15 protein-coding genes are annotated in these 18,884 nt (G+C 62.5%); 11 read left to right on the plus strand and 4 right to left on the minus strand.

The annotated features are described in order from the left end of the window. Nucleotides 1-8 precede the first annotated feature (8 nt). The 11 genes from NFR47_RS01730 (at nucleotide 9) to NFR47_RS01780 (ending at nucleotide 14,785) form a co-directional block, all read left to right on the plus strand. Nucleotides 9-2,948, plus strand: a complete 2,940-nt coding sequence (locus NFR47_RS01730; protein ID WP_251213860.1) for a SusC/RagA family TonB-linked outer membrane protein — start codon at nucleotides 9-11, stop codon at nucleotides 2,946-2,948. Nucleotides 2,949-2,957: 9 nt separating this feature from the next. Continuing rightward, complete coding sequence (locus NFR47_RS01735) at nucleotides 2,958-4,472, plus strand: RagB/SusD family nutrient uptake outer membrane protein (protein WP_251213861.1); 1,515 nt, start codon at nucleotides 2,958-2,960, stop codon at nucleotides 4,470-4,472. A 9-nt stretch (nucleotides 4,473-4,481) separates the two neighbouring features. Next, nucleotides 4,482-6,467, plus strand: a complete 1,986-nt coding sequence (locus NFR47_RS01740; RefSeq protein WP_251213862.1) for an ADP-ribosylglycohydrolase family protein — start codon at nucleotides 4,482-4,484, stop codon at nucleotides 6,465-6,467. Then, nucleotides 6,454-8,064, plus strand: coding sequence for an ADP-ribosylglycohydrolase family protein (locus NFR47_RS01745; RefSeq protein WP_251213863.1), 1,611 nt, complete (start codon nucleotides 6,454-6,456; stop codon nucleotides 8,062-8,064). The genes NFR47_RS01740 and NFR47_RS01745 overlap by 14 nt, the downstream gene beginning before the upstream one ends. A gap of 4 nt (nucleotides 8,065-8,068) precedes the next feature. Next, a complete protein-coding gene (locus NFR47_RS01750; protein WP_251213864.1) occupies nucleotides 8,069-9,598 on the plus strand; it encodes an ADP-ribosylglycohydrolase family protein in 1,530 nt (509 codons plus the stop codon). Next, a complete protein-coding gene (locus tag NFR47_RS01755; protein WP_251213865.1) occupies nucleotides 9,579-11,159 on the plus strand; it encodes an alpha/beta hydrolase in 1,581 nt (526 codons plus the stop codon). Before NFR47_RS01750 ends, NFR47_RS01755 begins: the two co-directional genes overlap by 20 nt. Nucleotides 11,160-11,185: 26 nt before the next feature. Beyond that, on the plus strand, nucleotides 11,186-12,196 hold the full coding sequence (locus NFR47_RS01760; protein WP_251213866.1) for a multidrug DMT transporter permease: 1,011 nt from the start codon (nucleotides 11,186-11,188) through the stop codon (nucleotides 12,194-12,196). 43 nt (nucleotides 12,197-12,239) lie between these two features. After that, nucleotides 12,240-12,983 (plus strand): DUF4595 domain-containing protein, encoded by a 744-nt coding sequence (locus NFR47_RS01765; protein ID WP_251213867.1) that lies wholly within the window; start codon nucleotides 12,240-12,242, stop codon nucleotides 12,981-12,983. Nucleotides 12,984-13,136: 153 nt separating this feature from the next. Continuing rightward, nucleotides 13,137-13,595, plus strand: coding sequence for a YqaA family protein (locus tag NFR47_RS01770; RefSeq protein ID WP_251213868.1), 459 nt, complete (start codon nucleotides 13,137-13,139; stop codon nucleotides 13,593-13,595). Nucleotides 13,596-13,599: 4 nt separating this feature from the next. After that, the gene (locus NFR47_RS01775) at nucleotides 13,600-14,049 is read left to right on the plus strand and encodes a GNAT family N-acetyltransferase (RefSeq protein ID WP_251213869.1); all 450 of its coding nucleotides are present in this window, start codon (nucleotides 13,600-13,602) and stop codon (nucleotides 14,047-14,049) included. Between the two features lie 4 nt (nucleotides 14,050-14,053). Continuing rightward, complete coding sequence (locus NFR47_RS01780) at nucleotides 14,054-14,785, plus strand: DUF5131 family protein (RefSeq protein ID WP_251213870.1); 732 nt, start codon at nucleotides 14,054-14,056, stop codon at nucleotides 14,783-14,785. A gap of 142 nt (nucleotides 14,786-14,927) precedes the next feature. Here the strand turns inward: NFR47_RS01780 and NFR47_RS01785 are convergent, their stop codons facing one another. From NFR47_RS01785 to plsX, 4 genes are all read right to left on the minus strand, one after another. Then, complete coding sequence (locus tag NFR47_RS01785; protein WP_251213871.1) at nucleotides 14,928-15,452, minus strand: ferritin; 525 nt, start codon at nucleotides 15,450-15,452, stop codon at nucleotides 14,928-14,930. 175 nt (nucleotides 15,453-15,627) lie between these two features. Continuing rightward, a complete protein-coding gene (locus tag NFR47_RS01790) occupies nucleotides 15,628-16,071 on the minus strand; it encodes a PepSY-like domain-containing protein (protein ID WP_251213872.1) in 444 nt (147 codons plus the stop codon). A gap of 722 nt (nucleotides 16,072-16,793) precedes the next feature. Further along, nucleotides 16,794-17,822 (minus strand): beta-ketoacyl-ACP synthase III, encoded by a 1,029-nt coding sequence (locus NFR47_RS01795; RefSeq protein WP_251213873.1) that lies wholly within the window; start codon nucleotides 17,820-17,822, stop codon nucleotides 16,794-16,796. Between the two features lie 19 nt (nucleotides 17,823-17,841). After that, a complete protein-coding gene (plsX, locus tag NFR47_RS01800; protein WP_275556993.1) occupies nucleotides 17,842-18,789 on the minus strand; it encodes a phosphate acyltransferase PlsX in 948 nt (315 codons plus the stop codon). Nucleotides 18,790-18,884 lie beyond the last annotated feature (95 nt).

Below are 18,884 nucleotides of genomic sequence, written 5' to 3' on the forward strand. Positions count from 1 at the left end.
CCAACCTCATGACGCACTTTTTACACCGAGTTCTCGCCGCAGGCATCGCGCTGCTGACCGCGCTGCCGCTGGCGGCACAAAACCGCACGGTGACGGGTACGGTCACCGACGCCCGCAGCGGCGAACCCCTCGTGGGTGTTACGGTCACCATCCAGGGCACCACGCTCGGCGCCACAACCGGGCTCGACGGCGTTTATACGCTGCAGTTCCCCGCCGATTTAGCGGGGGGGGGAATCCTGCACTTCAATTATTTAGGGTATAACCCCGTCCAGGAAACCATCGGCTCGCGCACGGCCGTCGACGTACAGTTGGCCGAGGAAGCGCGTTCGCTCGACGCCGTGGTGGTCATCGGCTACGGCACGGCCACCAAAAAGGAGCTGACCGGTTCGGTCGCCAGCCTCGGCAGCGACGACATGAACACCGGTTCGTTCACCTCCGCCGCAGGGCTCCTGCAAGGCAAGGTCGCCGGTCTCACGGTCACCAATCCCAGCGGCGGCGACCCGGCCGCTTCGTTCGAGATCATGCTGCGCGGCACCAACACCCTCGCCGCCGGGCAGGGTCCGCTGGTCATCATCGACGGCGTCGTAGGCGCCGACATCCGCAACATCAACTTCCAGGAGGTCGAGAACATCGACGTGCTCAAGGACGGTTCGGCCGCCGCCATCTACGGCACGCGGGGTACCAACGGCGTGGTCATCATCACGACCAAGCGCGCCAGCAAGGGTTCCACTTCGCTGGAATACGACGGACAAGTGAGCGTCCAGACCGTGCTGAACCGCGCCAAGCCCATGTCGGCCCGGGAGTTCGAGCACACCATCAACAACTACGCCCCCTCCAACGCCGGGTCGCTCTACGGCTACGACACCGACTGGTTCGACGAAATCACCCGCACCCCCATCAGCCACAAGCACAGCGTCGCTCTCTCGGGCGGTTCCGAGAAGTTCTCCCACCGCACCATTCTCAATGTCGAGCAGAACCAGGGCTTGCAGCGCCGCAACACGGCCAACAAGTACATGTTCAAGACCAACATCCGCCAGTCGGTGCTCGACGGATGGCTCGACCTCGACTACAACGCCTTCTACACCCGGCGCGACGCCCAGCCCGCCAATTACGACGCGTTCCGGCAGGCGTTCTTCCACAACCCCACCGAACCTGTCTACGACCCCGCCAACAAGGAGGCGGGCGGTTACAGCCGCATCGTCGGCATGGACTACTTCAACCCCGTGGCCATGGTCAACGAGCGGACCGAGAACAACACCTCCGACGACTTCGGCGCAAACGTTCGCGCTTCGCTCAACATCCGCCCCGTCAAGGGACTCAAGTGGGACAATTTCTTCGCCTACAACATGCAGCGCTACGAGTCGCGGAGCTATTCGACCCGTTACTACCCCTCGCTCATCGGCACCGACGGGCGCGCTTCGATCTACAATTCCTACAGCAACGACATCCAGTGGGAGAGCACCCTCAACTACATCCGCACGTTCGGCAAGCATAATTTGCAGGCGCTCCTCGGCTACACCTACCAGTGGGGCATGAACCAGTATGCCGAAATGGCCAACGAGGGCTTCGACAACGACCTCTTCGGCACCAACAACATCGGCGCGGGTTCGGCCCTCCAGCAGGGCACCGCCAGCATGGGATCGCACAAGGAGGCCAACAAGTACATCGCTTTCTTCGGACGCGTCATGTACAATTACGACGACCGCTACTTAGTGTCGGCTTCGCTCCGTCGCGACGGTTCCTCGCGCTTCGGCACCGACCACAAGTGGGGTTGGTTCCCCGCCGTGTCGGTCGGGTGGCGCCTGTCGAACGAATCGTTCCTGCGCGACGCCGAGTGGCTCGACGAGCTCAAAATCCGCGCAGGCTACGGCGTCACGGGCAACCAGGACTTCGACAACTACCGTTCGCTGCTTCTCATGCGCGCCAAGGGCTACTTCTACAACAACGGCAAGTGGCAGAGCACCTATTCGCCCAAGAGCAACGCCAACCCCGGACTGGGCTGGGAGAAAAAGGCCGAATGGAACGTCGGCATCGACTTTTCGTTCTTCAGGGGGCGTCTGTCGGGCGCCGTCGACTACTATTCGCGCCGCACGACCGACCTGCTCTACGAGTACGACGTGCCCGTCCCGCCCTACGACTACAACGTCTACTTCACCAACGTCGGCGAGGTCCGGAACCAGGGCGTCGAAGTCACCCTGTCGGGCATTCCCGTCGTCACCCGCAATTTCCGCTGGACCACCACGCTGACCCTGGCCCACAACACCAACAAGCTGGTGAAGTTCACCAACGAGGAGTTCAAGAACCAGGAGTACAAAATCGGCTGGCTCAACACCCCCGTAGGCGTCTACTGCCAGCGGCTCATCGAGGGGCAGAGCCTCGGCGCTTTCTACGGTCCGGTGTGGGAGGGCGTCGACCCCGAAACGGGCAAGGACCTGCTCAAGAATTCCATCGCCGGGTCGGTGGCCGAAAGCAAGTGGGAATACCTCGGTTCGGCCTATCCCGACGTCACGCTGGGCTGGAGCAACAATTTCACCTACCGCAACTGGGAGCTGGGCTTCACCCTGCGCGCTTCGGTCGGCGGCAAGGTCTTCAACAACATGCGGGCCGAGTTCGAGAACATCAACGGCATCGGTCTGCGCAACATCATGGCTTCGTGGCTCGACGACCCGACTTTCACCGGGCAGGTCACCTACTCGTCGAAATACCTCGAAGACGCTTCCTACCTCAAGCTCGACAACATTTCGCTCGGCTATTCCATCCCGTTCAAGCCCACGAGTAAAATCAAGCGGCTCAAGCTCTACTTCGCGGCGCAGAACCTCTTCTGCCTGACGGGCTATTCGGGCGTCGACCCCGAAGTCTCGCTCATGGGGCTCACCCCCGGCATCGAAAGCCCGCGCTATTACCCGCGCACCCGCGAATTCACTTTCGGCATGAACCTCAAATTCTGACGCAACGCCATGAAAACATCCATAAAAGCCCTATTCCTGTCGGCAGGTCTCCTCTTCGCGGCCTGCACCGACCTGAGCGAGGAGGTCTACTCCGACATCCAGAAAAAGGATTTCTTCACCTCCGAGGAGAGCCTGCGCATCTACGCCGCCCGGGCCTACAACATGTTGCAGGCCTACGGTTCGGAGCAGAGTCTCTGGACGCTCAACATCCAGGCGGGCGACGAGCTGGCCGCCCCCAAGAACTGCGTCAACGACTGGGTCGACCCGCGTTACGCCGAGTTGCAGCGGCACACCTACACCCCCTCCAACAAGCTCGTGCGCATGGGTTGGGACTATTGTTTCGACGGCATCGCCGCCTGCAACGACGTGCTCCACGAAATAGAGAACAATTCGCTCGAATTCGACGGCAAGGCCAAGATTCTGGCCGAGGTGCGTATCCTGCGCGACTATTTCTACATGTTGGCCATCGACGGCTGGGGCAACGTCCCCTTCTCGGTCGACGCGGCCGACAAGAACTATCCCGAGCAGAAAGACCGCAAGTTCGTCTTCAGCTTCATCGAGCGCGAAATCCTCGACAACATCGGCTTCCTCGAAGAGGTTCCCTCGCCAGCCAACTACGGCCACGTCACGCAGGGCATGGCCTACACGCTGCTGGCCAAAATGTACCTCAACGCCGAAAAGTGGGTCGGGGAGCCCATGTGGGACAAGGCCGAAAAGGCGTGCCTGGCCGTCATGAACCCGGGGCACTACCGCATCGAGGCCAATTACTCGGCCAACTTCGCCGTCAAGAACGAGGCGTCGCGCGAAAACATCTTCGTCATCCCTTACAGCACGGTCTACACCCAGTCGGACCACAACGATTTCGTCATCTTCATCCTCACGCTCAACCAGCAGCTGTGCAAGCTCTACAACATCCCCGCCGCCGGGTGGGACGGCTTCATCGCGCAGCCCGATTTCTTCGCGTCCTACGATGAAGCCGACACGCGCCGCGCCAAAACATGGCTCTACGGCGAGTTCAGCGGCGCCGACGGCACCTTCACCATCAGCCCCGAGGTTCCCGAGGAGGCCTACGCCAACGGCCGTTCGCTCCACATGGGCGCTCCCGTGGGCAAATGGGAGTACCAGACCGACGGGCTGCTCAAGAGCGACCAGACCAGCATGGACAACGATTTCGCCGTCTTCCGCTATGCCGACGTCGTGCTGATGTACGCCGAGGCCTGCCTGCGGCAGGGCAAGGCCGCCGAAGCGGTCGCCCACGCCGATTTGCAGGCTGTCCGCAACCGCGCCGGGCTCGCACCCTTCACCGCCGCCACCCTCACCGAGGAGAGCCTGCTGGCCGAGCGCGGCCACGAGCTCGCCGTCGAGGGCTGGCGCCGCCAGGACCTCATCCGCTTCGGCAAGTACAACGGCACCTGGTGGTGCAAGCCCTCCGCGTCGCCCGCCTACACCGAGCTCTACCCCATCCCGCGCGAGCGGCTCGGCGCCAACCCCAACCTCAGGCAGAATCCCGGTTACACCAAATAAACCCCACCCATGACCCAACTCAAATACATCGTCACCGCCCTGCTGCTCCTGCTCGCAGGCAGCACCGCAGCCCGCAGCCGTTCCATCTCCATGGAGGAGCTGCGCGACAAAATCGCAGGCGCCTGGATCGGCCAGATGGTCGGCAACATCTACGGCCTGCCTTTCGAGAACAAGTTCGTCGGCGAGCCCGGCAGCGAAGCCGACTTCCCCTACGGCTACTCGAAGAACCTGGCCAAGCTCGCCCAGTACGACGGCGCTTTCTCCGACGACGACACCGACATCGAGTATCTCTACCTCACCCTGATGGAGAAATACGGTCCGGAGCCCACCTACGCCCAGATGCGCGAGGGGTGGATGTACCACATCCGCGACCGCGTGTGGCTCGCCAACCGGGCCGCGCTGGGGCTCATGCACTACGGGTTCACGCCCCCGTTCACGGGCAGCGCGCAGTACAACCCCCACTGGTACCAGATCGACCCGCAGCTCATCAACGAAATATGGGCCTACACCGCCCCCGGCATGACGGCCTACGCCGCCGCCAAATCCGAATGGGCCGCCCGCATCACCAGCGACGGCTGGGCCACGTCGCCCACGGTCCACTACGGGGCCATGTACGCCGAAGCGTTCTTCTGCCGCGACGTCCGCAAGCTGGTCGAAACAGCGCTGAAGTACCTGCCCGCAGGCGACCGCTACGCCGCCACCGTGCGCGAGGTGCTCGCCCTCTACGACGCCCACCCCTCGTCGTGGCAGACGGCCCGCGCCGAGCTCGCCCGCAAATACTACCACGAGGAGGAGGCCATGACCAAAACCATCTGGAACGCCAATCTCAACGGTGCGATGGGCATCCTCGCCCTGCTCTACGGCGGCGGCGACCTCCAGCGCACCATGGACATCGGGTGCGCCGCAGGTTTCGACTGCGACAACCAGACGGCCACCATCGGCGGGCTCCTGGGCGTCATGTACGGCGCCAAGGCCATCCCCGACGCCCTTTCCAAGCCGCTCAAGGGGTGGACCAAGCCGTTCAACGACCGCTATATCAACATCACACGCTACGACATGCCCGACGCCTCCATCGACGACATGATCGACCGCACCGTGGCTCAGGCCGTTGCGCTGGCCTGCTCCAAGGGCGGACGCGTTGTCAAGACCGCCAAGGGCGAACGGCTCTCGGTCGACACCCGGGCCCGTTTCGTCGCGCCGCTCGAATTCTGCGTCGGTCCTCAGCCCCGCATCGAGGCCGGCACGCCGGTCGACCATTCGTTCGCATGCGTCACCAACGCCGGCTGCGACTGGCAGCTGGCCAAAGGCACCCTGCCCGAGGGGCTCGCTTTCAGCAACGGCCGGCTCTCCGGCACCGCCGCCCGTCCGGGCAAGTACCCCGTCACCCTCTCGCTCTCCAACGGCACGCAGCGCATCGAAAAGGAATTCACCCTCGTCGTGCGCGGCCGCAACATCGCCCCGCAGGCCGATTCGGTGCTGGCCAACGTGCGCAATGTCAACAAGGAGCATCTCTACAACTGCTGGATCACTTTCGGCCATCCCATGTACGCCGACCACGTCGGGGTCATCAACGACGGCGTACGTTACGGCGCCGGGTCGGTCTTCTACACGCTGGCGGCCGAGGCCTGCATCCCCAAGGTCGACTACTTGGGCTACGAGTTCGCCGCTCCGCGCAAAATCGGCATGGTCGCCCTCGACATGGGCTGCATGGAGGAGTTCGGCGGCTGGTTCTCGTCCATCGCCGTCCAGTACCGCGACGGGCAGGGCCATTGGCACGAGGTGAGCGGCTGCTCCGTCTCCCCCGGCCTGCCCGCATCGGACGAGGTCTTCATCCAGCCCCATTTCGTCGAATACCTCTTCGAGTTCGAGCCCGTCGAGACCACCGCCGTCCGCATCATCGCCGACACCAAGGTGCAGCCCCATTGGAACAAGGCCACCAAAAACACCTCGGCGTTCCTTTCCGTCACCGAACTGAGCGTCTATGAAGCCGAATAAAATGAAAATCTTCCGCCATACCCTGCTGCTCGCCCTCGCATGGGCCGCAGCCTGCACCCAGCGGCCCGCCGCCGAAGCCGAGCTCTCCACCGCCGCCCTGCGCGACAAAATCATGGGCGGCTGGGCCGGACAGACCATCGGCGTGGTCTACGGCGCCCCCACCGAGTTCAAGTTCACCGGAACGACCATCCAGGACTACCACCCCATCGCGTGGAACGACCACTTCGTGAAATACTGGTGGGACAAGAAGCCCGGTCTGTTCGACGACATCTACAACGACCTTACGTTCGTCGAATCGTTCCAGCAGCTGGGGCTCGACGCCACCCCCGAGCAGCTCGCCCGCCGCTTCGCCGACGCCGAGTACCACCTCGCCCACGCCAACCAGGCCGGGCGCTACAACATCCGCAACGGCCTGATGCCGCCCGCTTCGGGCCATTGGCTCAACAACCCCCACGCCGACGACCTCGATTTCCAGATCGAAGCCGACTTCATCGGGCTCATGGCTCCGGGTCTGCTGCCCGAGGCACTCGACATCGCTTCGCGCGTGGGCCACATCATGAACAGCGGCGACGGGTTCTACGGCGGCGCTTTCGTGGCCGGGCTCTACTCCGCGGCTTTCGTCTGCGACGACCCCGTGCGGATTCTCGACATGGCGCTGGAGCCTATCCCGGCCGAAAGCCAGTTCTACCGATGCGTCGACGAGGTGCGCCGCTGCTACCGCCGCAACCCCGACGACTGGGAGGCCTGCTGGTTCGAGCTCCACAAGAAGTGGAACCGCGACGTGGGCTGCCCCAAAGGGGTCTTCCTCAGCTTCAACATCGACGCCAAAATCAATGCGGCCTACGTGGCCGTCGGGCTGCTCTACGGCAAGGGCGACTTCGCCCGCTCCATCGAAATCGCCACCCGCTGCGGACAGGATTCCGACTGCAATCCCGCTACGGTGGGCGGCGTCCTGGGCGTCATGCTCGGCTACTCCGGCATCCCGGCCAAGTGGCTCGACCCGCTGAAGGAAATCGAGCAGCTCGACTTCGAGGGCACCGACGTTTCGCTCGCCAAGGCCTACGACATGAGCTGCGCCCACGCGCTGGAGATGATAGACCGCGCAGGCGGCAGCGTCACGGCCGACAAGGTGACCATCCCGCAGCGGCGGCCCGAGGTGCTGCCCCTCGAACAGAACTTCACCGACACCTACCCCACCTCGCGCAGCCGCATGGACTGCTTCCTGCGCGACCGGCTGACGTTCGATTTCGACGGCAACGGATTCATCATCTGGGGCAACCTGGTCTGCCTGCGCAGCGTCACCGAAGACTACGTGCACCGCGTGTCGATGCGCCACATCGGTTCGGAGGTCTTCGGCCTCGCCGAGTTGGACGACCCCTACGTGGCCGAGCTCGAAATATGGATCGACGGCCGGCTCGACCAGCGCGTGCGCATGCCCATGAAGAACACCGACCGGCGGCTCGAACCCGCCTGGCGCTACCTGCTGCCCGAGGGACACCACACCGTCGAACTGCGCTGGCTCAATCCGCAGCGGGACTATCTGATTCGCTTAAACGATTTAGCAACCTATTCGTCCATCGACCCGATGAAGAACTGACAACATGAAAAAGCTACTATTCACCGTACTTTGCGCCGCGGCGCTGGCAGGCTGCAACAGCCGCACGGCCATCCCCTACGGCGGGACCGTCACCCTGAGCGAAGAGGTGCTGCGCGACAAAATCAAGGGCGGCTGGGCCGGGCAGACCATCGGCTGCACCTTCGGCGGCCCCACCGAATTCAAGTACAAGGGCGGCATCATCCACGACGAGGTGCAGTTCGTGTGGTACGACGACTACGCCTGGGACACCTTCATGGAGGACCCGGGGCTTTACGACGACGTCTACATGGACCTCACGTTCGTCGAGGTGATGGCCCGCGACGGCATCGACGCTCCGGCCGAGAACTACGCGCTGGCTTTCGCCAATGCCGACTACAAGCTCTGGCACGCCAACCAGGCGGCGCGCTACAACATCCTCCACGGCATCATGCCCCCCGCCTCGGGCCACTGGAAGAACAATCCCCACGCCGACGACATCGACTTCCAGATCGAAGCCGACTTCATCGGAATGCTCACGCCGGGCATGCCCTCCAGCGGCACGGCCCTGTGCGACCGCATCGGCCACATCATGAACTGCGGCGACGGCTACTACGGCGGGGTCTACATCGGGGCCCTCTACTCGCTGGCGTTCGTCTGCGACGACATCGAAACGCTGGTCACCGAAGCGCTCCGCACCATCCCGGCCGAGAGCCGCTACCACCGCTGCATCGCCGACGTCATCGGCCTGTGGCGCACCTACCCCGACGACTGGCACCGCTGCTGGTTAGAGACCGAAAAACGCTACGGATTTGAAAAAGGGTGCCCCGAAGGCATTTTCAACGGATTCAACATCGACGCCGTCATCAACTCGGCCTATGTGGTCATCGGCCTGCTCTACGGCGAGGGCGATTTCTTCCGCACGATGGACATCGCCACACGCTGCGGGCAGGATTCGGACTGCAACCCCGCTTCGGCGGCGGGCATTCTGGGCGTCATGCAGGGCTACGAGGCGATTCCCGACAAGTGGAAACCCGCCATCGAGAAGTGCGAGAATATCGACTTCCCCTACACCTCCATTTCGCTCAGGCGCATCTACGACCTCAATCTTCAGCTGCTGACCGAGTTCGTCCTGCGCGACGGCGGTTCGGTCGCCGACGGGCAGTACACCATCCGGCTGCAGGAGCCGCAGACCGTGCCCTACGAAGAATCGTTCGAGGGCATCCGGCCCGTCGAGCGCCGCGTGCTCAAGCGTCAGTTCAACGATTCGCTGACGCTCCGTTTCACGGGCAACAGCGTGGTGGTCATGGGACAGATTACGCGCGTCAACCTCACCGACCAGCCCTATACGGCCCGCATCGAATGTTCCATCGACGGCCGGGTGGTCGAGACGACCGAAATGCCCTACGACTACATCAAGCGCAAGTACGACATCTTCTACACCTACTGCCTGCCCGAGAACGGGGAGCACGAGCTGACGCTGCGGGTGCTCAACCCCAGCCCGGACTACGTGGTGGAGGCCAAGGAAATGGTCGTCTATGAACAAGAACAAGCATAAACCCATGCGTATGAATCTGCTGGCCATCCTCGCCCTCGGCCTGGCCCTCGCGGGCGGCTGCGGCGAGAAGGAGCGCGCACTGCCCCCGGCGCCCGACAAGTTCGTCCGCTACGCCTGCGAAATCGGCGTGCGGAGCGAAATCCTCGGGCAGAACGTCCAGACAGCCGTGCTGCTGCCCCGGGACTACCTGTCCAACCCCGAGCGCCGCTACGGCGTGGTCTACCTGCTCCACGGGCTGGGCGACACGCACAAGTCGTGGAACGACCAATGGCTGCGCATCGAGAACACCGTGGCCCAATGCGAAGCCGCCGGGCTCGGCGACATGATCTACGTCATGCCCTCCGGCTTCCGCTCCTACTACGTGAACCGTCTCGACGGCAATTTCGACTACATGCAAATGTTCGCCGAGGAGCTGGTGCCCTATGTCGACAGGACCTACCGGACCCTCGCCGACCGCGGCCACCGCGCCGTGGTGGGCTATTCGATGGGCGGCTTCGGAGCGATGATTCTGCCCTCGTGCCACCCCGAATTGTTCTCGGTGTCGGTGCCGCTGAGCATGTCGTTCCGCACCGACGAGCAGTACATGTCCGAACCCGCTTCGGGCTGGGATTCGCAGTGGGGCGCCATCTTCGGCGGCAAGGGGCTGGCCGGAGAGGCGCGCCTGACCGACTACTACAAGGCCCACTGCCCGTTCTACATGTTCACCCGCGAAAACGCCGCACAATATGCCGATGTGGCCTATTACTTGGACTGCGGCGACGACGAGGAACAGCTTCTGGTCGCCAACGACCGGCTGCACGGCCAGCTGCGCGACATCGGCTTCGCCCACGAATACCGCGTCCGCAACGGCGCCCACACGGGCGACTACTGGCACGGGGCGATGCCCGAGGTGCTGCGCTTCATCGACTGCCGTTTCAACGGCCGTGCGTTCGAGGCCCCGGCGCGTAACACCTACACGCCCCACAAGGCGACCCGCCGCACGGCCGAACTGGCCGGGGTGCAGGCCGAGGTCTTCACTCCCTCGGACTACGATCCGCAGCGCAGCTACACGGCGCTCTATCTGCTGCACGACGGCACGCTGCCGCTCACGCCCGACGAGTGCTTAAACGTTTTAGCAACCACTCAGAACGCCAAGCCGTTCGTGCTGGTCGCAGCCGACGCATCGGCCGCCGGCTTCCCGCTGGAGGAGTTCATCGCCGCGGCCGAAGAAGCGTTCGCCCTCGGTGCGGACAGCGAACACCGCCTGTGCATCGCCGCGGGAGAAGCGGGACGGACGGCCTATGCCGCCACGGCTGCGAAGTCGCCGTTCAACGCGCTGTTCCTGCTCGATGCAGCCTCGGACCCCGAGACGGCCCCGTCGCCCGAAGTCTTCTACTTCATCGCGCTGACCGACGAGGGACGCAACTACGGCCCGGCGAACCGGCTCTATGAAACCTGCCACGCGCAGGGAATCGGCTTCGAGTACCGCGTCGCAGACGGCACCCCGGCCGATGCGGGAGCGGCGGAACGCTGCCTGGAAGCCATGCGCCCGACCCTCGGCGAGAAAATCCGAATCCAATAAAAAACCACCTAAAAAATCTATCGGCTATGTTTATCGTTGAAAGCTATTCCCTGGCCATCGTGTTCTGCTTCGTCACGATGCTGTGCTGGGGCTCGTGGGGCAACACCCAGAAGCTGGCCCAGAAAAGCTGGCGCTACGAACTCTTCTATTGGGACTATGTCATCGGCATGGTGCTGGCGGCCCTGCTGCTGGGTCTGACGATGGGCAGCACGGGCGACGCAGGACGCAGTTTCCTGGCCGACCTCGGGCAGGCGTCGGGCCGAAGCATCGGCTGGGTCGTGCTGGGCGGCGTGATATTCAACGCCTCGAACATCCTGCTCTCGGCATCAACCGCGCTGGCGGGCATGTCGGTAGCCTTCCCGCTGGGCGTAGGGCTGGCGCTGGTGCTGGGCGTCGTCATCAACTACGCAGGCCAGCCCTCGGGCAACCCGGTGCTGCTTTTTGCGGGCGTGGCGCTGGTCGTGGCGGCCATCATCTGCAACGGCATCGCCTCGGGCATGCACCAGCGCAACAGCGGTACGGCGGCCAAGACCAACACCCGCGGACTGCTGCTGGCGGCCGCGGCGGGTATCCTGATGTCGTTCTTCTTCCGCTGCGTGGTCAAGGGCATGGCCGTCGACAACTTCGCAGCCCCGACCCCGGGCATGATGACCCCCTATTCGGCCATCTTCGTCTTCTCGCTGGGCGTGCTGGCGAGCAACCTGCTCTTCAACACGCTGGTCATGCGCTATCCGTTTGCGGGCGAACGCGTCCGCTACGCGGAATATTTCGGCGGCACGGCCAAGACCCACGGCGTAGGCATGCTGGGCGGCGCCATCTGGTGCCTGGGTTCGCTGGCAAGCTACATCGCCTCGGGCCCGGCCGGAACGGCCGTCTCCTACGGACTGGGGCAGGGCGCCACGATGGTGGCGGCGTTCTGGGGCGTCTTCATCTGGCGCGAATTCCGGGGCGGCACGCGCCGTGTGAACCTGCTCATCGCGCTGATGTTCGTGCTGTTCCTGACGGGGCTGGGGCTGATTATCCTGGCCGGCAACTAACGACCACGACACTTCATTCACTAACCTAATAAAACAAAAAGCCATGAAAAAACTCTTTTCGGCATTCGCCGCCCTGCTGATGGGTGCGGCCGCCATGGTCTCGTGCAACGACAGCAACGATAACGGAGGGGGGGGGAACGGGCCCCAAGGACCTCAATACCGGGTTAAAACCTACTCGCTGGTAGGCGACGGCTGGGCCGACGTTTACCAATACACCTACGACAGCGAGGGCCGTGTGACCCACATCTACCGCGAAGAAGGCAAGGACTACACCCTTGTCTACGACGGCAGCAAAATCACGATGACCAACTCGGGCAACCGCTACGCCGAAATGGAACTCGGCGCGAACGGCTATGTGGCCAAGATGACCGACGAATGGGACGACGTCCGCGAATACGCCTACGACGCCAAGGGCCACATGACCCAAATCAAGAAGAACGGCGAGGTCGTGTCGGAAATCGCCTGGGAGCAGGAATGTCTCGTAACGTGGACCCGCACCCGCGACGGCGAACTCCAGACCAAGAACCACACCTACACGGGCACGCCCAACACCAACCGCATCTTCAACATCCACAGCGAAGCCTCCGACCCGAGCCGCTGGCTCTACGAGACAGGACTGTTCGGCAAACCGTCGGTCTACCTGTGCGAATCGAGCAAGTGGGCCCACTCCGACGTATCGGCCGTCTACACCTACGACACGGACGACAACGGCTGCGTAGTGAAAGAAAACAAGAACTACGGCGGCGAAATGGAGTACTTCGAGTACACGTGGGAGAAGATCGAGTAAAACGATTTAGCAACCCCCATGAAGCACCGGCCGCCCCTTGCAGGGCGGCCGGAATTTTTGCGGAGGGGCCTTTAGCAGGGTGGGTGGGCCCGGCTGCGGATTTTTTCGGCGGCGGCCTTTGGGGCGGAGCGGGATTTGCACTACCTTTGGGCCATGGAGACGCTGACGCAGATATTGGTCGACTGGGGCTACGGAGGACTTTTCGTGGCGGCGGCGATTGCAGGCAGCGTCGTGCCGTTCAGCTCGGAAGCGGTGCTGGCAGTGCTGCTGGGCATGGGCGCCGACCCACTGGGGTGCCTGGCTGCGGCATCGGCGGGCAACACGCTGGGCGGCATGACGTGCTACTGGATCGGCACGCTGGGCCGCACGGAATGGATTGCGAAGTTAGGAGTGAGCACCCGCCAACTGGCCCGGGCCCGGAAATTCATGGCGGGCCGCGGCGCCATGATGGGCTTCTTCGGCTTTCTGCCCGTCATAGGCGAAGCGATCGCCGTGATGCTGGGGCTCATGCGCGCGAACCCGTGGACAACGGGCGGCGCGATGCTGGCGGGCAAGACACTGCGCTATCTGGCCGTCGTACTCTCGTACAAAGGAATCGTCTTGCTTTTCTGACCCTATGGAAACCCGGATACTGAAAACCGACACCCCGCCGTGGGAACTGCTTCTGCTGGGCGACGAATCGCCCGAATCGGTGGCCGACTACATCGACCGCGGCGACTGCTACGTAGCCACGGCCGAGGGGCGGACCGTAGGAGTGTGCATGCTGATACGCACCCACCCGTTCACGGCCGAAATCGTCAACCTGGCGGTCGACCCGGCCTACCAACGCCGCGGCATCGGCACCGACCTGATATTCCATGCGCTGCGGGTGACGCGGGAAGCGGGCTGCCGCCGCATCGAAATCGCGACGGGCAGCGTCGAAAACGGCCCGCTGCGCCTCTACCGCTCGTTCGGATTCGAGCCCGTGGAAACCGAACGCGACTACTTCCCGAAATACTACCCGTCCCCCATCGTCGAAGCGGGCGAAGAATGCCGCGACCTGGTGCGCCTGCGGATGGAACTCTGAACCTATGGCCGCAGCGTGGAACCCGTGGCACGGATGCCGCAAGGCGAGCGAAGGCTGCCGCAACTGCTATGTCTACCGGCAGGATGCGCAACACGCCCTCGACAGCAGCGAAGCCCGCAAGACGGCGGCTTTCAACCTGCCGGTACGCCGCAGCCGCGACGGCCGCTTCAAAATCGCGGCGGGCGAACGGGTCTACACGTGCTTCACGTCGGACTTCCTGCTGGAAGAAGCCGACGCCTGGCGCCCCGAAGCGTGGACAATGATGCGCCTGCGCCATGACCTGCGGTTCATGTTCTTCACGAAACGAATCGAACGGCTGCGCGAAACGCTGCCGCCGGACTGGGGCGAGGGCTACGAAAACGTGACGGTCGGCTGCACGGTGGAGAACCAGGAGATGGCCGAACGACGGCTTCCCTGCTTTCTTGAAACACCGATCCGCCACCGGGTAATCGTTTGTGCACCCCTGCTGGGGCCGCTGGACCTCAAGCCGTGGCTGACGCCCGCCATCGAAGAAGTGTCGGTCGGCGGCGAATCGGGGCCCGAAGCACGAATCTGCGACTACGACTGGGTGCTTGCCGTCCGCCAGCAATGCGTCGAAGCGGAAATACCGTTCTGGTACCATCAGACGGGCGCACGGCTTCTGAAAGAGGGCCGTCTGTACCGCATCCGCCGCGAATACCAACACGCACAGGCCCGCAAGGCAGGGATAGACTACAAGATAACGGACAGAGAATAATGACGGTTGGCTCCGGAACACTCTGCCTTTCCGGATTCCCGACCCAGGGAATCCCGAACCCTCGGCATCCCCCCCCCAAAAAAACAAAAAGGCGAAAAGTGCCTGCGCACCTTTCGCCTATGACCTTTCAACGGGCCGGGGCTTAATCTTCGGCCGAAGCGAGCGGCGAGGGCACCGAATAAACCCGTGCGGCCAACTCCTTGTCGAGCATATACAAGCCGAACTTGTTGCCCTCGACGGCCTCGAACGACTGAATCATGCCGCGGGCGTTCTCCTCCTCCTCGATCTGCTCGTCGATGAACCAAACGAGCTTATTGGACGAAGCGAAATCGCGGTCCTCGGCAGCGATGGCCGCCAGGTTGTGAATCATGGCGGTGACCTTTTTCTCGTGCTCCAACGTGTCCTTGAACATGTCGAGGGGCGACGCCCACGAAGTACGCACCTCGGCGATAGGCGACAACTTAACCTCGGCGTCGCGAGAGAGGAGGTAGTTCATGAAGATACGGGCATGGTCCTGCTCCTCGCGGAACTGGATGTAGAACCAATTGGCGACCCCCTTGAAACCCTTGTTCTCGGCGTCGAGCGACATGGAGAGATAGAGGTAGGCCGACCACAGCTCGGCATTGATCTGCGCATTGAGCGCGTCGTGCAACTTCTTGCTTAACATAATGGTATGGTTTGGAATTGTCCGGAATATTATGTTCGGCAAAGATACGACAGAATACGCGATGTTGGCACGAAAAACCAATCATATTAACCGATGCGGCCATAAGAAACGCCTATAACGCCCTGCGCCCGCCATTCCGGGAGGGAAAGCGGGCGCGAGAAAAAACGGCGGACGGCTAATCGTCGATGTCGACCAGATTGAACTGCCGGTCGAACTTCAGATCGAGCCCGTTGCTGAGGCCGACCTCGAAACCGCGCCGGTCGCGGTCGATGCTCTCGATAAGGACGCCGGGAAACTGCTTCCCGACCTGCTCGCGGATGACCGGGGGCACGATGGCGGCGGGCACGACACCGCGCCGGGTCCCGACCTCCTTCCACTCGCCGTTGCTGGCGAACTCGACCGAAACGCCGTCGGCGAAGACGACCTTATAGTCGTTGTTGAACAAATCGTCGTCGACCTTGGCATACAACACGTCGGACCCGGCGAAATGGGTCCGGATAAACTTCCGGGCGGCGTCGGGCAGCTCCTCGACGGAAACGGGCCTGTCGGCGAAAGCCGCAGCGGAAACGAAACCGACGGAACACAAAGCGACCGCCGCAAGAACGAAATACTTTTTCATAGACTGCATTTTAGAAACAAAGGTCTGCGGGCAAATACCCGACCAAAGGCAAAAATAAAAACAATCCGGCTATTTCCAACCCTGCCGGACGACAAAAAAACGAACACCGCCCAAAAACCGACCGAAACGGATATTTTGCGGCGGATTCCCCGCGGCCTGCCGCGCACCGGGCGCAACGGGGCTGCTAAAACGTTTTAACACATCTGATCAAGTGCGGGAAATTTCCCGACGGGGAACGCGGACACAAAAAAAACGGGGTGCAAGGCTACGGCCCCGCACCCCGCTCCCTTCGGTCCGTTTATTACATTGGTTAGATGGCTAAGTCCGGCAATGCAATAAAAGACCCACAAGGGATATGTCTGAAAAACAGGTGCGGGAAGATCCGGGATGCAACGCAACAGAAAACCTTCGGGGCAATATCTCCCCGCACCCGATAATCGGCAACTCGGGCCCACACCTCGCAAAACAAAAAAAGGGCGCGGTGTCAGCCCCTAACAGCAGGTCTTGGGAACCATTGCACGGAAGCTGTCCTGCGCCCCAGTCAAGCCCTGCTTGCAAAAAGCAAGCAGGACACAACCGGGACTGACAACTATTATACCGTGCTAAACAACCTCCTTCGGAGGGTCCCAAGTTCACTGTTAGGTATAAAGAGTTGTTTACCCTTTATAAATGTCCGTCCGGTCTAAGCCGAACTATCCGACTGCCCGGAAAAACCGGGAAGACTACTGCTTGTCGGTCTTGACCTGGCAAGCCTTCGAGCCGTCGTAAGCCCACTTGACGTAGATAGCGCCCCACGTATACCCGCCGCCGAACGCGGAGAGGATGAGGTTGTCGCCGGGCCGGAGCTCCTTCTCGTAATCGTAGAGACAAGTAGGAATCGTAGCGGCGGTAGTATTGCCGTTGCGGTCGATATTGATCATGCACTTGTCGGCCGTGATGCCCATACGCCGTGCGGTGGCGTCGATGATGCGCAAATTGGCCTGGTGGGGCACGAGGTAACGGATGTCGTCGCCCGTGAGGTTATGCCGCTCCATCATCTCGACCGACACGTCGGCCATCTTGGAAACAGCGGCCTTGAAGACGGCCTGCCCGTCCCAGGTGATGGTATGCCAATTGTTGGCCACGGTCTCGGCCGAAGCGGGGAAACGCGAACCGCCCGCCTTCATGTAGAGCTGCAACTCGCCGGAACCGTCGGACCGCAGCATGGAGTCGATGACGCCCAACCCCTCGGTATTGGGCTCGAGCAACACGGCCGCGGCACCGTCGCCGAACAACGGACAAGTGGAACGGTCGGTATAGTCGATGATGGACGACATCTTGTCGGCGCCGACGACGATGACCTTCTTACCGCGCCCCGACTCGATGAACGAAGCACCCGTAGTGAGGGCGAAGAGGAAACCCGAACAAGCGGCCGAAACGTCGTAGGCGAAAGCATTCTTGCACCCGGCCTGGTCGGCGATGAGGTTGCCCGTCGAGGGGAAGAACATGTCGGGGGTGATGGTGGCGCAGATGACGGCGTCGATCTCCATGGGGTCGATGCCGGTCTTGTCGAGGAGGTTCATGACGGCGCGGGCCCCCATGTAAGAAGTACCGATACCCTCGCCCTTGAGGATATGACGCGTCTTGATACCCGTATGCGAAGTGATCCACTCGTCGTTGGTGTCGACCATCGTACTCAACTCGTCGTTGGTCAGAAGGTAATCCGGCAGATACTGCCCGACACCCGTAATCGCTGCTGTTATCTTTCCCATTTGTTGTTAGCTTGAATGATTAGTTGTTGAATGCACGCTGCAACTTGGCCGTCACCTCGGTGCGGATGCAGCGCTCGGTGGTCAGAATCATGTTCTTGATGGCCAAGGGCGACGAACACCCGTGCCCGATGACGACGGGCGCGTTGACGCCCAAAACAGGCGTACCGCCCACGTTCTCGTAATTCATGGCGTCCCAGAACGCGTTGCCGCCGCCGAGCGCCTTGTTGATACGATAGAGCCCCTCGGCCATCTTGAGGACCGTATTGCCGACGAAACCGTCGCAGACGATGACGTCGGCGACCTTGCCGGAGAAGATGTGCGACCCCTCGACGTTACCGACGAAATTGATGCGCTTCTCGTCGCGCAACAACTCGTGGGCGGCCTTGACCTGCGCGTTGCCCTTGGTCTCCTCCTCGCCGATATTGAGGACGGCGACGCGCGGCGACGCGATACCGAGGACCGACTCGGCGAAAATCGACCCGATGAGGCCGTACTGCGCGAGCACCTCGGGCTTGCAATCGACGTTCAGCCCCACGTCCAACAACAAGGCCGGACGTCCGGCAGCCGTAGGCACGAGGGACGAAATCGTAGGCCGGATGACCCCCTCGATGGGCTTGACGGCGTACATGGAACCGACCATCATGGCCCCGGTGGAACCGGCGCTGGCGAAACCGTGGACGGCCCCTTTGGCGAGGTAACCGAACCCGACGGCAATCGACGAATCGGCCTTGGCCTGGAAAGCCTTGGCGGGGTGGTCGCCCATCTCGATGACCTCGGTCGTGGGAACGATGTCGAACCGCTCGGCGGGGCAACCCTCCGCGGCGAGCACGGCCCGGATCTGCTCCTCGCTGCCGAAGAGGACGATACGGCTCTCGGCACCGACGGCCTCCAACGCCATGACAGCGCCCTTGACCGCGGCCTCGGGAGCGAAATCACCGCCCATGGCGTCTACACCTATCTTTAACATAAGTTGTACGATTAGGTTTTACATAATGGTCTGCCGCCCCGCGACAACGGGAACCGGCTCCGCACGCGACGGACCGCAACGACAGAAACCGAAAA

This window comes from Alistipes muris (assembly GCF_943193205.1).
GTDB classification, from domain to species: domain Bacteria; phylum Bacteroidota; class Bacteroidia; order Bacteroidales; family Rikenellaceae; genus Alistipes; species Alistipes muris.

Bases quoted from the DNA above. Each gene is read 5' to 3' on its own strand.
- NFR47_RS01730 (WP_251213860.1), top strand. From the start codon at position 9: ATGACGCACTTTTTACACCGAGTTCTCGCCGCAGGCATCGCGCTGCTG.
- NFR47_RS01735 (WP_251213861.1), top strand. From the start codon at position 2,958: ATGAAAACATCCATAAAAGCCCTATTCCTGTCGGCAGGTCTCCTCTTC.
- NFR47_RS01740 (WP_251213862.1), top strand. From the start codon at position 4,482: ATGACCCAACTCAAATACATCGTCACCGCCCTGCTGCTCCTGCTCGCA.
- NFR47_RS01745 (WP_251213863.1), top strand. From the start codon at position 6,454: ATGAAGCCGAATAAAATGAAAATCTTCCGCCATACCCTGCTGCTCGCC.
- NFR47_RS01750 (WP_251213864.1), top strand. From the start codon at position 8,069: ATGAAAAAGCTACTATTCACCGTACTTTGCGCCGCGGCGCTGGCAGGC.
- NFR47_RS01755 (WP_251213865.1), top strand. From the start codon at position 9,579: ATGAACAAGAACAAGCATAAACCCATGCGTATGAATCTGCTGGCCATC.
- NFR47_RS01760 (WP_251213866.1), top strand. From the start codon at position 11,186: ATGTTTATCGTTGAAAGCTATTCCCTGGCCATCGTGTTCTGCTTCGTC.
- NFR47_RS01765 (WP_251213867.1), top strand. From the start codon at position 12,240: ATGAAAAAACTCTTTTCGGCATTCGCCGCCCTGCTGATGGGTGCGGCC.
- NFR47_RS01770 (WP_251213868.1), top strand. From the start codon at position 13,137: ATGGAGACGCTGACGCAGATATTGGTCGACTGGGGCTACGGAGGACTT.
- NFR47_RS01775 (WP_251213869.1), top strand. From the start codon at position 13,600: ATGGAAACCCGGATACTGAAAACCGACACCCCGCCGTGGGAACTGCTT.
- NFR47_RS01780 (WP_251213870.1), top strand. From the start codon at position 14,054: ATGGCCGCAGCGTGGAACCCGTGGCACGGATGCCGCAAGGCGAGCGAA.
- NFR47_RS01785 (WP_251213871.1), bottom strand. From the start codon at position 15,452: ATGTTAAGCAAGAAGTTGCACGACGCGCTCAATGCGCAGATCAATGCC.
- NFR47_RS01790 (WP_251213872.1), bottom strand. From the start codon at position 16,071: ATGAAAAAGTATTTCGTTCTTGCGGCGGTCGCTTTGTGTTCCGTCGGT.
- NFR47_RS01795 (WP_251213873.1), bottom strand. From the start codon at position 17,822: ATGGGAAAGATAACAGCAGCGATTACGGGTGTCGGGCAGTATCTGCCG.
- plsX (WP_275556993.1), bottom strand. From the start codon at position 18,789: ATGTTAAAGATAGGTGTAGACGCCATGGGCGGTGATTTCGCTCCCGAG.